The 17,352-nt window shown below is 38.7% G+C and carries 3 protein-coding genes; all 3 read left to right on the top strand.

The window, feature by feature from the left end; all coding sequences use genetic code 11:
* The first annotated feature begins 12 nt into the window (after nucleotides 1-12).
* Genes GQR59_RS09380 through GQR59_RS09370 form a run of 3 tightly spaced genes read left to right on the top strand, consistent with a single transcriptional unit; the run spans nucleotide 13 to nucleotide 17,351 of the window.
* On the top strand, nucleotides 13-8,430 hold the full coding sequence (locus GQR59_RS09380) for a type I polyketide synthase (RefSeq protein ID WP_160061897.1): 8,418 nt from the start codon (nucleotides 13-15) through the stop codon (nucleotides 8,428-8,430).
* A 2-nt stretch (nucleotides 8,431-8,432) separates the two neighbouring features.
* Entirely contained in the window at nucleotides 8,433-11,363 is a 2,931-nt protein-coding gene (locus GQR59_RS09375) for a hypothetical protein (protein WP_160061896.1), read from the top strand.
* A 9-nt stretch (nucleotides 11,364-11,372) separates the two neighbouring features.
* Entirely contained in the window at nucleotides 11,373-17,351 is a 5,979-nt protein-coding gene (locus GQR59_RS09370; RefSeq protein WP_160061895.1) for a hotdog fold thioesterase, read from the top strand.
* Nucleotide 17,352: the final 1 nt, after the last annotated feature.

Here is a 17,352-nt window from a genome sequence, read left to right as displayed (position 1 = left end):
TTGGAGAAAATAATGTCAAAAAAGCAAACCACCAACACCGCGTCAGATAAGCGTATTAACTCTCGCTTACAAGAAACGCCGATTGCAATTGTTGGTATGGCTTCGGTTTTTGCGGAGAGTAAAAACCTTGGACAATTTTGGGATACCATCGTTAACTCTGTTAATGGCATTCAAGATGTACCTGAAGATCGTTGGGCGATCGATGACTATTATTCAGCTGATAAAAAAGAAGCGGATAAGAGTTATTGTAAACGTGGTGGTTTCTTACCTGAAATTGACTTTGACCCAATGGAGTTTGGCTTACCGCCGAACATATTAGAATTAACCGATATTACACAGTTAATGGCATTAGTGGTTGCGCGTGACGTACTAGCAGATGCGGGTGTCAGTGAAGAAAGTAGCTTTGACCGCGATAGAATGGGTATTACATTAGGTGTTGGCGGCGGTCAAAAGCAGGGCGGACAATTAATGTCTCGCTTGCAAGGTCCGGTATTAGAAAAAGTATTAAAAGCGTCTGGCTTAAATGCTGAAGATACCAATATCATTGTTGACAAATTTAAAAGTGCTTATATTCCGTGGGAAGAAAATTCATTTCCAGGCATGTTAGGTAATGTTATTGCGGGGCGTATCGCTAACCGTTTTAACTTAGGTGGCACCAACTGTGTGGTTGATGCTGCGTGCGCCGGTTCTTTAGCGGCTATTAAAATGGCGGTGTCAGACCTTTTGGAATATCGTTCAGATATGATGTTATCAGGCGGTATCTGTTGTGATAACTCGCCTTTCATGTACATGTCATTCTCTAAAACACCTGCGTTCACGGATGGCGATTGTATTCGTCCTTTTGATGATAAATCAAACGGTATGATGATCGGTGAAGGCGTGGGGATGATTGCATTAAAACGTTTAGAAGATGCTGAACGCGATGGCGACCGTATCTACTCAGTGATTAAAGGTATTGGTAGTTCGTCTGATGGTAAATTTAAATCTATTTATGCACCACGTCCAGAAGGGCAATTAAAAGCCTTAAAGCGTGCTTATCAAGATGCTGGTTTTGATCCAAGAACGTGTGGATTAATCGAAGCCCATGGTACGGGGACTAAAGCAGGTGATGCTGCTGAGTTCCGAGGTTTAGAATTACTGTTTAGTGAGAATAATGATCAAAAACAGCATGTCGCATTGGGTTCTGTTAAATCACAAGTTGGTCATACTAAAGCAGCTGCAGGGACAGCAGGTTTAATCAAAGCAGCACTGGCATTGCACCATAAAGTATTACCAGCGACCATTAACGTTGATAAACCTAATGAAAACTTAGACATTGAAAATACTCCCCTGTATATCAACTCTGAAACGCGCCCTTGGATGCCTCGTGCTGATGGTATAAAACGCCAAGCAGGTATTAGTTCATTTGGTTTTGGTGGTACTAACTTCCATTTAGTGTTGGAAGAATATACGTCAACTCAACAGGGTGCTTATCGTTTAAATGAAGTTGCACAATCATTCTTAATCGCTGCGAATAGCAAAGCTGACTTAATTAATACGATTGAAGCTGAATTAAAGGCGATCAATGTTGATGTTGAACTGCAACCTTATGCGTTTAACCAGTTAGTTGTTTCTCATCCAGTTAAAAAGATCAAAGAAGATCACGTTCGTTGTGGCTTTGTAGCAAAAAATGCAACACAAGCTAAACAAATGCTTGAACAAATTATTAAACAATTAAAAACTGAACAGAGTAAAGAGTGGTCAACGCCAACCGGTATTTACTATCGAGAACAGGGATTAAAAACAGCCGGTAAAGTCGTAGCTTTATTCTCAGGTCAAGGTTCGCAATATGTCAATATGGGACGCGAATTGGTTTGTCATTTCCCAAGTATGATGGCAAGTCAGGTGTCGATTGATCAACAATTCCATCAAGCTGGCCAAGCTAATTTATCGAATATAGTTTATCCCATTCCTGTGTTCGACGATCAAAAAAGATCTCAGCAGGAGTTGGATTTACGTTTAACACAGTATGCACAACCGGCTATTGGTAGCTTCTCTGTTGGTCTATTTAATACCTTTAAGCAAGCAGGTTTTAAAGCTGATTTTATGGCGGGTCATAGTTTTGGTGAGTTAACTGCATTATGGGCAGCAGAGGTTATTTCAGAAACTGATTACATGGCCTTAGCGATGGCGCGTGGCCAAGCAATGTCATCACCGCAAAACAGTGATCTTGATGCCGGAACGATGGCTGCAGTCATTGGTAATGTCGCAGAGATTGAACTGCAAATTTCAACAATCAAAGATGTTAGTATCGCGAACTATAATGCGAATAATCAAGCAGTGATTGCGGGTAGCAGTGAAGCAATGGCGACAGCCACTTCACAGTTAACTGACAATGGCTTTAAGGTTATTGCATTGCCTGTTTCTGCTGCATTCCACACTCCTTTGGTTGCACATGCACAACAACCATTCGCTAAAGCAATCGATTCTGTCACTTTTAACAAACCTAAGGTAGCTGTTTATGCAAATGCGACTGGTGAAGCACATAGTGAAGACCAAGCGGCTATTAAAACATCGTTAAAAGAACATATTTTACAGTCAGTACAATTTAGTAAAGAAATTAATAATTTATACGATGCTGGTGGACGTATTTTTGTAGAGTTTGGCCCTAAAAATGTGCTGACTCGACTTGTTGATAATATTTTAGGAGATAAAGCAGACGTGTTTAGCATTGCAACCAATAGCAATGCTAAACAAAGTGCTGATTTACAATTACGTCAAGCGGCTATTCAATTAGCAGTATTAGGTGTAGAACTGGATAATATTGACCCATACTCTGCCATTGCTCGTCCAACCATTGCACCTAAAAAGTCACCTTTAGCCATGAAGCTATCAGGCGCCTCTTATGTTAGTCCTAAAACTAAAAAAGTTTTTGAAGATGGTTTAACTGATAACTGGAAAATCTCTAATACACAACCATCAACACCCATTGTAAAAGAAGTGATTAAAGAGATAGTGGTTGAAAAAATTGTAGAAAAGATCGTTTATGTTGATGCTCAAGGTCAGCCGTTAGTGAATCAACCTTCATCGATTCAAGGCTCGTCCATTAAAGAAAGTGCACCAGCTAATAATGACAATCAACAATTAGCTTCAAGTATAGAAAATAGTGTCGATCAATTTGTTAAGCATCAATCTGAATTACTGGCCGTACACCAAGCTTACTTGGAAGGGCCGAATCAATATGCCGATACTTTTAAAAGTGTATTAGCAGCACAAGCGGGTCAACAAACATTACCGGAAGGGTTAGATAGAACGTTAGCGATGTATCATGATTTCCAAACGGAAACATTGCGTGTTCATGAAACGTATCTGAATAATCAAACTGATAATATGCAACAAATGTTGAATACGGTATCAAATACTCAAAGTCATGATGTTATTTCGAATGATGCTGCTTCAAATGCCAGTGAAAATGGTAAAACAACGACACCAACTACTTCAAAAAGTACACCACAAGCAACGCCTGTTAATGCCTTAAATTTACAACAGCAGTTACAAGCTACACATCAAACCATTCAATCCGCTCAAGCTAAACCATCAGTTGATATTCAGCCAGTTAACAAACGGAATGACGAAGTGGTGCCATTAAGTGGTGCATTAAGAGGCTCAGCTCAAGCCATCGAAAACACTATGTTATCAGTAGTGGCTGATAAAACAGGTTATCCAACAGAAATGTTGGAACTAAGCATGGATATGGAAGCGGACTTAGGTATCGATTCTATCAAACGTGTTGAGATTCTAGGGGCGGTGCAAGATGAAATTGCAGACTTACCAGAGTTAGACGCTGAGCAGTTATCACAAATGCGTACCTTAGCGGAGATCGTCACTTACATGAACTCAGTGATGGGATCTGTTGTGTCGAGCTCTGCTAATACTGCATCATCCATCGCTAGTTCAACATCGTCTATCGATACAAAAGCTATTGAAACGACTATGTTATCGGTAGTGGCTGATAAAACAGGTTACCCAACTGAAATGCTAGAACTAAGCATGGATATGGAAGCGGACTTAGGTATTGACTCTATTAAACGTGTTGAGATTCTAGGGGCGGTGCAAGATGAAATCGCCGATTTATCTGAGTTAGATGCTGAGCAATTATCACAAATGCGTACTTTAGCTGAGATCGTCACTTACATGAAATCAGTGATGGGATCTTTTATCTCTAGCCCAGCATCAACTGTTGTTAATTCAGCTACATCTATCGATACAAAAGCTATTGAAAATACTATGTTATCAGTAGTGGCTGATAAAACAGGTTACCCAACAGAAATGTTGGAACTGAGCATGGATATGGAAGCAGACTTAGGTATCGATTCTATCAAACGTGTTGAAATTCTAGGGGCGGTGCAAGATGAAATCGCCGATTTACCAGAATTAGATGCTGAGCAGTTATCACAAATGCGTACCTTAGCGGAGATCGTTACTTACATGAATTCAGTGATGGGAACTGTTGTGTCGAGCTCTGCAGGTGCTGTTAATCCTACTAATGCAACGGCTAACACAGTATCAACTGTCGCTAGTTCAACGTCGTTTATCGATGCACAAGCAATCGACATTAACGTTATTGAAAACACTATGCTATCAGTAGTGGCGGATAAAACAGGTTACCCAACAGAAATGTTGGAATTAAGCATGGATATGGAAGCAGACTTAGGTATCGACTCTATAAAGCGCGTTGAAATTTTAGGGGCGGTACAAGATGAAATTGCCGATTTACCAGAGTTAGACGCTGAGCAGTTATCGCAAATGCGTACCTTAGCGGAGATCGTCACTTACATGGACTCAGTGATGGGATCTGTTGTGTCTAATCCAGTATCACCAGTTGTTAGTTCAACGTCATTTATCGATACACAAGCAATCGGCATTAACGTTATTGAAAATACCATGTTATCAGTAGTGGCGGATAAAACAGGTTATCCAACTGAAATGCTAGAATTAAGCATGGATATGGAAGCGGACTTAGGTATCGATTCTATCAAACGAGTTGAGATTCTAGGTGCAGTACAAGATGAAATCACCGATTTACCAGAATTGGATGCTGAGCAGTTATCGCAAATGCGTACCTTAGCTGAGATTGTCACTTACATGAACTCAGTGATGGAATCTGTTGTTGCTAGCTCTATAGATGCTGTTAATCCTACTAATACAACGACTAATATTGAATCAAGTGTTGCTAGTGCATTGTCGTCTATCGATACACAAACTATCGAAAAGACAATGCTATCAGTAGTGGCGGATAAAACAGGTTACCCAACAGAAATGCTTGAATTGAGCATGGATATGGAAGCAGACTTAGGTATCGATTCTATTAAACGTGTTGAAATTCTAGGGGCGGTGCAAGATGAAATCGCCGATTTACCAGAATTAGACGCTGAGCAGTTATCACAAATGCGTACCTTAGCTGAGATCGTCACTTACATGAATTCAGTAATGGGATCTGTTGTTGTTAGCTCTATAGATGCTGTTAATCCTACTAATACAACGACTAATATTGAATCAAATGTTGCTAGTGCAACGTCGTCTATCGATACACAAACTATCGAAAAGACAATGTTATCAGTAGTGGCGGATAAAACAGGTTATCCAACTGAAATGCTAGAACTAAGCATGGATATGGAAGCGGACTTAGGTATCGACTCTATCAAACGAGTTGAGATTCTAGGCGCAGTACAAGATGAAATCACCGACTTACCAGAATTAGATGCTGAGCAGTTATCGCAAATGCGGACTCTGGATGAAATCATTTGTTATATGCAATCAGTACAAACAGGTCCAATAGTGAATGCTCATTGTTCATTGAATGTTGCGAATGAAGAAACACCTGTTAAGCCAACACCAGAAAAATCGATTGTGCTAGATCCTTCACCAAGTGCAACGGTGGAAATAAAAAAGCTTGCTGCACTTGAGTGTATTAACTCAAGTGTTGAAAACAAACATCTGCTATTAGTAAATGATGGATTAGATAGTGGAGTAGCAACAGCTAACGAATTATCAGCATTAGGTTGGACAGTTACCGTATTAACGCCGAGTTGGGTAAAAAGTAAAATCACTAAAGCCTTTAATAAATCAATTTTACAGGTGAGTTTATCTGAGTTAACTGAGCAAACATTAAACCAGATATTACAAACACAAGCGCAATGGTTGTCAGTTATCTATTTACATCCTAAAACGGCTGTAGAAGGCATTGCCTTTGAGAGTCAGTATAAGAAAGGCTTACAGTTGGCTTTCTTATTGGCTAAGCTAACTAAGCTTAATCAAAACATTAATGAAAAAGATAACGGTGACCGTGCATCGTTTTTAGTGTTAACACGCCAAGGTGGTGATTTTGCTACTCAGAATATTGATAAAAAAGCAGATCTTGTACAAGGTGGCTTATCTGGGTTAGTAAAAACGTTAGCGCATGAATGGGATAATGTGTTTTGCCGTATTGTAGATATTCCCACTAAATATAATGCCAATAAAGTGGCGAAGATTGTCGTTGGTGAATTAAATGATAAACAATGTCTGCCAGTTGAAGTGGGTTTCAACACTGAAGGACGCTTATCTTTAGTTGCAAAAGAAACAGATAGTTATCAATTAGAAAGTGGAAATCAATTAGATCAAGATGCAGTCTTCCTGGTTAGCGGCGGCGCAAAAGGGGTGACAGCGCATTGTGTTATTGAAATTGCTAAGCAGTATCAATGTAAATTTATTTTACTAGGTCGCTCTCGTTATCAAGCGCAAGAAGATAATTGGTCATTAAGTAGTGCCACTGAAGGTTATTTAAAGAAAGCAGCAATGCAACACCTAATAAATAGTGGTGAAAAGCCAAGTCCTAAATTAATTAAGCAGATGATTAGACCTGTATTAGCTAATCGAGAAATCACACAAACATTACAAGCGATTGAAACATTAGGTGGTATTGCTGAATATGTTTCTGCGGATGTATGTGACAAAGAAAAGCTTCAACAGGCTATTAATCCTATCTGTGATTTATGGGGACCAATTACTGGTGTTATACATGGCGCAGGGGTGTTGGCTGATAAGCTTATCGAACAAAAGACATTAGCGGAATTTGACCAAGTTTATAACACTAAAATCGAAGGATTGAATGCCTTATTAGCTTGTTGTGAGTTAGAAAAGCTTAAGCATCTAGTACTATTTTCATCTGCTGCCGGTTTTTATGGCAATCCAGCTCAGTCAGATTATGCAATTGCTAATGAGATCCTTAATAAAGCGGCTTACCGATTTAAGGCGTTATACCCAACAACGCAGGTATTAAGTTTCAACTGGGGTCCTTGGGATGGCGGGATGGTAACACCTGAACTTAAACGTATGTTTGATGAACGTGGTGTTTATATTATCCCTGTACAATCTGGCGCAAGCTTATTAGTCAGTGAATTAGCGGCTAAACATAATCGTTGTGTGCAGATTGTTGTGGGAACTGATATGTCAGGTACTGATAGCGAAAGTATTGTGGATCAAAGTATTGTTGATCAAAAGGCTGATAATGAAAATGTAGTGAGAGAATCAAGTCATCAACAGATTAAAACCTTTAATCATTTAGATAATGCTTTGTTAGTCGATCACAAAATTGATGGTCAGCAAGTCTTACCAACGGTTTGTGCTATTGCATGGTTAAAATCAACCTGTGAGAGCTTATACCCAGAATATCAGTATCAAGGTATTGAAGACTTTAAACTGTTTAAAGGTATTGTTTTTGACGGCTCACAGGCTGGTGAATATGTTATTGATACTAAGATCCTCGATCATAAAGTGCTTAACAGCAAAACAATCAAAGAATCTGACAATACTTTACGTATTGAAGTGACGGTGGGCAGTGAAAATAAACAAGGTAAACCTGTTTTTCATTATAAAAGTACGGTGAATCTTGCTAAACCATTAGTTGAAAATACACCATTAACATATCAAGGTATTTTACCTAAACTCGTTAAAAAACAATCTGTACAAGCAGCATCATTATACGTTGATGGCAGTTTATTTCATGGTCTGAGTCTACAAGGTATTAAGCATATTCATCAATTAGATGATTCAGGCTTATTACTGGAATGTGTTATTGATAAATCAGTTACTCAAGCTCAGGGTGAGTTTTTACTTGAAGAAAGCAATGTTTTTGCCAATGACTTGGTTTATCAAGCGATGTTGGTATGGACAAGTAAGCAGATGGGATCGGGTAGTTTACCTACCAGTACTGCAGCTTGGCAGGTGTTCCGAGAAGTGAAAGTGGATGAATTTTTCTTTATAAAACTCAATATCATTAAAACAACCGGACAAAGTGTATTTGCTGATCTGTTATTGATTGATCAAAATAATAAAATCATCAGTAAAATAACCGCTGCAGAAGTTACATGCAGTGCAAGTTTAAGTGAGTTATTTAAGGCTAGCGCTTAACCATGTTAGTAGTGATTGGTTTGGAGGTAAGTTTTGCTTCAGTCAAAGGGATTGATGCATTCGATTACCATCTTTATAGCAATAAGCCGATCACACTTATAAAGCAAGATGATCTTGGCCTTGTTGATGATACTAATTTATTGCTTGAACGTTTATTAAATACCAATCACTTAGTCGCTTCAGACGTTGAACTTGTTTTATTAAACGGATCTTCAAATGATCTTATCAATAGAATCGGAGTTGCGTTTGCTAATATAATCAATGCACTGTCATTGAATGATGCTTTGTTAACGGCCTATCAGCGAAGTGAAAATAATAAACGTGCTGTTGTCATATTATCTATTAATAAATTACAACGGGATGGCGTTGCTGCTGTTTTAGTGTGTGCTAAATCGCTACTAACAGATGTCAGAATGACTGAACCATTGCTAACGGAAGCTAAAAAAACAGCTCAATCTCTTCAGCAGCTGAGTTTATGCCATGTTTATGCAGAAATTAATGCGCATTCATCTTGCGTTAATGGCAACAAATTAAATGTTATCTCTGACCATATTCAAGGCTTTATCGCTGGCAATCAGTTGCAGCCTGATCAAATTGAATCGTTATTAACAACGTCATCTTTAACGGATCAAACCAATAAAGAACATCAATATCAATGCTTACTGGCATTTGAAAGCCTTAATGCTTCATCTTATGGAGTAGGGTGTAAAGTAGATGATAACGTAAATCATGATGTCACTAATGATGTAACTAATGCAATATCCCCAGAAACGTTAAAACCTAGTTTACTTACAAACAAACCGACATTACTAACAAGTGTTGATTGTATTGAAAACACATCAGGTCATTTTGCTGCAATGATCTCTTTGATTTCATCTGTCTTGTGTTTAGATCAGTATTATCGTTTAGGCTCTAAACAAAGTGTGATTGAAGAAGGTAATTCATTAATCAAAGCACGTTGGGAAGCCTCTGGTTTTTATTGCTTAGCGGATTCTACTAGTTACTTATTTTCTAAAGCATTGCTATCTAAAACGCTATCTAAAAACCAGTTATCTAAAAGCGTGTTAGCTGAAAAGAGTACTAAGCGTTATATGGCTGTGAGTCATATCGAAGACTCATCGCATCAACTAATACTGCTTTCAAAAGATCATGAGGTTTTAAAGCAAAGTACCGACTCTGAAAGTGCATCATCGAAACAGAATGCCATCAACAATGGCTTTCTTGCACAACAAGCTATAAAGCCGGTTATTTTTAGTGCTCAAAGTATTGAACAGCTAATCGACACATTAAAAGAAGCGCTGCTATCTGATGATCTACTCTCTGAAGATCTGTTACATGAAAAGATGAACGAAGGTCTGTCTTCAAAGCCGTATGGTGAACTTAAAAATTTAGCACTATTTAAACAATTTGCTGCGCGTCAATATGCAGAGCATTTATATCAACATCAATCATCTGTAGAAACCAGTGAAGCTGAATCTGGTACTGATGATCACTGTTACTGTGTTGTGTTATTAGCTTGTTCATTTTCGACATTAAAAAAACAACTACAGTTAGCATTATCTGGCATCCCAAGTTCATTAGACAATAATAAACCATGGAAAACACCATGGAATAAACCATGGAAAACACCAGCCGGTAGTTATTTTAGTGCTAAGCCTATTCGCCGAACAGCAAACAAACAACAGCAACCGCTGAGCTTTGTTTACCCAGGAGTGGGGGCGTTATATGTCAATATGGGCAAAGACTTGTTACGTTTGTTCCCCGAAGCCTATCAAGCACTATTAAATATCAGCGATGATTTAGCTTTTAGCCTGCAAGATCAATTAATCACGCCACGTTTAATAAGTAAACCTAACTATAGTCAATCGGCTGAGCTTGAAAAATCACTGCGTTCAGAACTCGCTAATATTGCAGAAGCAGGCGTCAGCTATGCTTGTCTACTAACGACAATATGGCAACAACAATTACAAATAAAGGCGACCTGTGCTGCAGGCTATAGCATGGGAGAGGTAAGCATGTTTGCAGCGCTTGATTGTTGGAAAAAACCTCAGGAAATGAGTCAACGATTACGTGAAAGCCGCATTTTTACAGAGCAGCTTTCAGGGACTTTAAAGCGTTTAGAAAGTGCATGGGGAGTTTCTGTCCCTATTTCTCCTACAGTCGCAACGAGGACAGCTACTACAAAGACTTCAACTACTTCAACTATTTCAACTATTTCAACTACAGATAGTGATGATGGCGTTTGTCATGTGAATGAGAGTGCGACTAACAACAAACCACTGTGGGAGTCTTATCACCTTAAGGCAACCGTTGAGCAAGTTGAATCGCTTATTACTTTATTTCCACGTGTTTATATTACCATTGTTAATACTGATGACAGCCTTGTTATTGCAGGTGATCCTGAACAATGTCTTAAACTAGCTGAACAATTAAAAGTACGTGCGATTGCTTTAAATGTCCCTAATATCATTCATTGTGATTTGGCTAAAAGTGAATATGAGAATATGCAAAAACTCTATTCATTACCGGTTAAACATAAAATATCAACTCAGTTGTATTCAAGCTCTTGTTATTTGCCTGTGCCTCTCACTGAAAAAGCAATTGCAGTCAGTATTAGTAAATGCTTAACAGAACCAGTTGATTTTCCGCGTTTAATAAACAGCATGGCCAAAGCAGGCGAAACAGTTTTCATAGAAATGGGCGCAGGTAAATCCTTAAGCACATGGATTGAGCGTATTCTAAAAAATCAGCAACAAGTGAAGCCTGTTACTTGTTTATCAGTTAATCAGAAAAATTTAGATGACTACAGCGCTATTTTAAAAACCATCGCGCCTTTAATCAGCCTTGGTTACCCAGTTAATTGCCAGTCCTTTTTTAGTGGTTCGTTAATACGTCCCGTTAAGAAACTGACGGCTTCAGTTTTAGTATCATAGAGAGTATTTATGGAAAACATCGCCGTTATAGGTATCGCTAATTTATTTCCTGGCTCAAGCGCTCCAGAAGAGTTTTGGCAGCAGTTATTACAACAGAAAGATAACCGCACACCTATCACTGAAGCGGAGTTAGGCGTTAAGCCTGAACAATATTTGGGTAAGAAGGGCGAAAGTGATAAGTATTACTGTTTGTATGGCGGTTATATCCGTGACTTTCACTTTGATGCAGCCGAATATCTATCAAACAAAGGCTCTGCGAACATTAAGGCGCAGGACTTAAATCAACTAGATGATTTACATCAATGGTCTTTATATGTAACGAAACGTGCGCTGCAAGATGCTGGATATTGGCAAAGTGAACGATTAAAAAATTGTGGCTTAATTTTAGGGAATTTATCTTTTCCTACTAAGCAATCTAATTATTTGTTCATGGATTTGTATCGTGATGTAGTTGAACTTGCTTTACAACAGACGGTACATAAAAACATATTGCTAAACGCCTATGCTGAAACTAAACAAGTCTCAGCAGAAAATGCATTAGTTGCTGGTTACCCTGCAGCTTTATTGGCGCAAGTTAATGGATTAGGTGGTAACTACTTTGCGTTAGACGCAGCCTGTGCATCTTCATGTTATAGCGTAAAATTAGCTTGTGATTATTTGCAAACAGGTAAAGCAGATATGATGTTAGCAGGTGCGGTGTCTGCTGCTGATTCATTGTTTGTTAATATGGGCTTTTCTATCTTCCAAGCGTTTCCTGAAAATAACCGACATGCGCCTTTTGATAAAGACTCTCAAGGCTTATTTGCTGGACAGGGAGCGGGCATGATGTTGCTTAAGCGACATAGTGATGCCATTAAAGATGGTGATAATATTTATGCCGTCATTAAAGGTGGCGCATTAACCAATGATGGTAAAGGGGAGTTTGTCCTTAGCCCGAATAGCAAAGGGCAGGTGTTAGCCTATCAAGAAGCTTATAAAGATGCGCAGATAGACCCATTACATGTTGATTATATTGAATGTCATGCGACAGGTACCCCAAAAGGTGACAAAGTAGAGTTAAGCTCTATGGAGCAGTATTTTAGTCAATATAATCATAAACCTTTGTTGGGCTCAGCAAAATCAAACCTTGGTCATTTGTTAACGGCGGCAGGTATGCCTGCAATGACGAAAGCCATCTATGCTCTAAACAATAAAGTGATTCCGGCCACTATCAATGTTGATAATGCAATTTCTACGCAACAAGCTTATTTCTCAGCGGCACAAATTCCGACAACCACTATTAATTGGCCTGAAAATACGCATAAACCAACTGCTGGAGTGAGTGTCTTTGGATTTGGCGGTAGTAATGCACATCTAGTTCTACAAGCTGGCGACACACCTAATACAAGTAATGACAAAATATTAAATAAAGTCGATAAGCTTGCCATTGTTGGGATGGATTGTCATTTTGGTTCGATAGACAACCTCATTGATTATCAACGCTTATTAACAAGCAATCAAAACGCTTTTAAAGCCTTACCTAAGCAGAGATGGCAGGGAATAGAACAACAAAAATCAGTGTTAAATAAGGTCGGTTTGTCTAACGCACCATTAGGTAACTATGTAAGCGACTTTGAGATTGATTTCTTACGTTTCAAAATTCCACCCAATGATCAAGACAGCTTAATTCCTCAGCAATTATTAATGATGAAGGTCGCCGATAATGCACTTAAAGATGCAAAGGTAATTCCGGGAACTAATGTTGCGGTATTAGTGGCGATGGGATTAGAGCTAGACTTACATCAATATCGAGGAAGAGTGAATTTACACAGTCAAATTCAACAAAGTTTATTGGATCAAGGTATTGAGCTTAACGATCAACAATTAACTGAACTGATTAATATAAGTAAACAAAGCATTAATGAACCTGCTCAGTTAAACCAATATACTAGCTTTATTGGTAACATCATGGCCTCTAGGATTTCAGCATTATGGGACTTTAGTGGCCCTGCATTCACCGTATCAAGCGAAGAAAACTCTGTTTATAAATGTGTTGATATTGCTGATAATTTATTAAAAACAACCGATGTAGAGGCGGTGGTGATCGCAAGTGTTGATCTTGCGGGTAGTTTTGAAAATATCAGTCTAAGACAACGCTTTAACCCTGTTTCTGAAAATGCATCAGTTACTTCAACGCCGGAACAGCAATCTCAATGGTTAGTGGGTGAAGGTGCAGGGGCAATCGTTCTTAAAGCCAGTAATAAGGCCAATCAAGCTGTTACCAGTGAAGGTGTTTACGCCAACATTGAAGCTTGTTTGTTTACTATCAATAACAGCACGTTAAATAGTAATCAAACAGCGAATGATCAACTGATTACGCGCACATTAAAACAAGCAGATATAACGCCAGAGCAAGTCACACAAGTTGAAGCTTTTGCTGTGGGTAACCAACATCAGTTAACGAATGAATATTCAACACTGTCTAATCATTATAAAAATGCCGCTATTGTGTCGTCTAAACAAACTGCAGGACATTGTTATAACGCATCGGGCATGGTGAGTTTAATTGCTAGTGTGTTAGCCGTTAAAAACGCATCATCATCTAACTTCTTGGCTATCAACGGTTTAGGCATGGACAACAGTATTGCGCATCTCATTCTTTCAAATAGCAATGCGACGAAACCGATCATTGCAAAGTCTGACGCTATCAGCAAACCGAGCTTAATTAAAAAGGTGACGTTAGGTGGGAAATCAATATTTGATTCCATTTGTAAAGAACAACACAACCCATTGGTGATACAAATCCAACACAAATTTAATGATAAGTTTGGCAATAAGCTCGACAAACAAATTGATTCAAACACTAAACCTAATTTTAATATTTCTAATGTTGATCCTATGGCTGAAAAAATGCAAAGAAAAGTGACTGAAAAAATGCCAAGAAAAGTACAACTATCTCCTTTAACTGAGGCTGCTTCGAACAATACAAGCAAGTTAAATAAAACAGAATTGACCTCTGAAAATACAGTATTTACTAATGTCAGTCATACTATTAAACAGCAAAGTCAAACCCACCAGGCGTTTTTACGTGCGCGCTTTATGGCAGAAAAACAGATTTCGAGTTTAATTAAACTACAAGCACAAGTTTCTGCTGGTGAAGTTGAAAGTAATTTACAAGAGTCTGATATCGGTTCTCAACTTTTACAGCCTCAATCTATAAAAGATCAACCTATACAGCCTCAACCTTTACAACATCAATTTACAGAGCATCAGCAACAAGCGTCTGTGATGACTGAACCTCAAGAAACGATAAAGCCGTTAGGTGTAATCGCTATTCAAGGGCAGAGTGGTTATCAATACCCTGATTTACAATTAATAGAGCAATACAATAAACCAACAAAAGTGGTGTTTGATACTGCTCAACTTGTTGAATTTGCTGAAGGGGATATTGGGAAAGTATTTGGTGATGAATATAGTGTGATTGATACCTATAAACGTCGTGTTCGTTTACCGACGACAGATTATTTATTAGTAAGCCGCGTTACTGAACTTGATGCGAAGACACATCAATATAAAAAAGCATCGATGTTTACAGAGTATGACATTCCATTAGATGCACCTTTTTTAATTGATGGACAAATTCCATGGTCAGTGTCGGTTGAATCTGGACAGTGTGATTTAATGCTTATCTCTTATATTGGCATCGACTTTCAAAACAAAGGCGAGCGCGTTTATCGTTTATTAGATTGTGAACTGACTTTTTTAGAAGAGATGGCCTTTGGCGGTCAAACGCTACGTTATGAAATTCATATTGATTCTTACGCTAAAAATGGCGAGCAATTGTTGTTTTTCTTCCATTACGATTGTTATGTTGGCGATAAAAAAGTACTGATCATGCGTAATGGCTGTGCAGGGTTCTTTACCGATGAAGAGTTAGCAGACGGGAAAGGTGTGATCAGTACTGCAACGGATAAAGCTCAATTAGATGCGGCTAAAAAATCAGTATTTACACCGTTAATTCACAATACACAAACACACTATAACTACCAAGAGATGTTGAAGCTCGTACAGGGTGATATCAAAGGATGTTTTGGTGATGCCTATGATCAACAAGGTCGTAATCCATCATTGAAGTTTTCATCTGAAAAATTCTTAATGATCGAACGCATTACTAAGATTGATAGAAATGGCGGTCATTGGGGCTTAGGTTTATTAGAAGGTCAAAAAGAACTGTCGCCAGAACACTGGTATTTCCCTTGTCATTTTAAAGATGATCAAGTGATGGCCGGCTCTCTCATGTCTGAAGGTTGTGGGCAAATGGCGATGTTCTTTATGTTGTGGTTAGGTATGAATGGACAGGTTAATAATGCACGTTTTCAACCTATGGCTGGTGAAGCTCAAACGGTTCGTTGTCGAGGCCAAGTGAGACCGCAAACTAATACATTAACTTACCGTATGGAAGTGACTGATATCGGGATGTCTCCACGTCCTTTTATTAAAGCTAATATAGATATTATCCTTGATGGTAAGGTGGTTGTTGACTTTAAAAACCTCTGTATGGAAATTAAAGAGCAAGTCCAGAACAGCCCATGTCCAGTGGAATTACCTACTAACGTCATGCTGATTGGTCAATCACCTGTAAATAAACAATCTCAAAGTAGCTCACTCAATAAAAATATAGAGTCGTCACTTAGTGGTGAGTTGTTGAGTTTAGACACACCAGATGAACGTGGTATTAAACCTTTTGTACATGTTGACCGACCTCTGATGCGTGTTGAGTCTGATTTGACGGCAGCGACTAACAAAGGTGTCGTGCCTATAAAGCATTTCCAAGCGCCATTAATACAAGGACAAAATAGAACCCCTGACAGTGTGCCGTTTACGCCGTGGCATCTATTTGAATTTGCTACTGGTGATATTAGTCAGTGTTTTGGTCCTGACTTTGATGTTTACCAAGGTCGAACACCACCAAGAACGCCCTGTGGTGACTTGCAAGTGGTAACACAAGTCATCGATGTGCAAGGAGAGCGTATGGACTTTAAAACGCCTTCTAGCTGTGTTGCTGAGTATGTTGTACCTGAAGATGCTTGGTACTTTACTAAAAATACTCATCAAGATTGGATGCCTTATTCATTACTAATGGAAATTGCATTACAACCGAATGGCTTTATATCCGCTTACATGGGCACCACATTAAAATACCCAGATAAAGACCTGTATTTCCGTAATTTAGATGGTCACGGTGAGTTAGTTAAACGTATTGATTTACGTGGTAAAACCATTGTCAATAAATCAGTATTATTATCAACAAGCATGGCAGGTGGGGCGATCATTCAAAGTTTTAGTTTTGATTTGAGTGTCGACGGTGAAACTATTTACCGTGGTGGTGCTGTGTTTGGATATTTTAGTGCTGACTCATTAACCAATCAACTTGGCATCGACAACGGTAAGGTCACCTTACCTTGGTTTGTTAACCACAAAATACCACAGGCAAAAATCAAACAAATTGATTTAACGAACAAACAACATAACCTGTTTACAGTAGACGAGAAAAAACCTGCATATCGACTTGCTGGTGGGCAATTAAACTTCGTTGATACCGTGAGCATTGTAGAAGGTGGTGGTGACCATAAACTCGCCTACATCTATGGTGAACGTACTATTGATGCCAGTGATTGGTTCTTCCGTTATCATTTTCATCAAGATCCGGTTATGCCTGGTTCATTAGGTGTTGAAGCTATCATTGAGCTATTACAATGTTATGCTTTGACAAATGACCTAGGGAAACAATTTAAGAATCCTCGTTTTACAACGTCTAATACAAAAGTGGCGTGGAAATACCGTGGACAAATTACACCTTTAAATAAACAGATGAGTTTAGATATTCATCTTACAGAAATTATTACAACCGACTCAGAAGTGTGCTTAGTAGGGGATGCAAACTTATCGAAAGATGGTTTACGTATTTACCAAGTGAAAGATATTGTCCTGAGTATTGTTGAAGCTTAAA

Origin of the sequence: Psychromonas sp. L1A2 (genome assembly GCF_009828855.1) — a bacterium.
Lineage (GTDB): Bacteria > Pseudomonadota > Gammaproteobacteria > Enterobacterales > Psychromonadaceae > Psychromonas.
The sequence above is the reverse complement of the archived record's forward strand: the minus strand, read 5'-3'. Positions and strand labels throughout refer to the sequence as shown.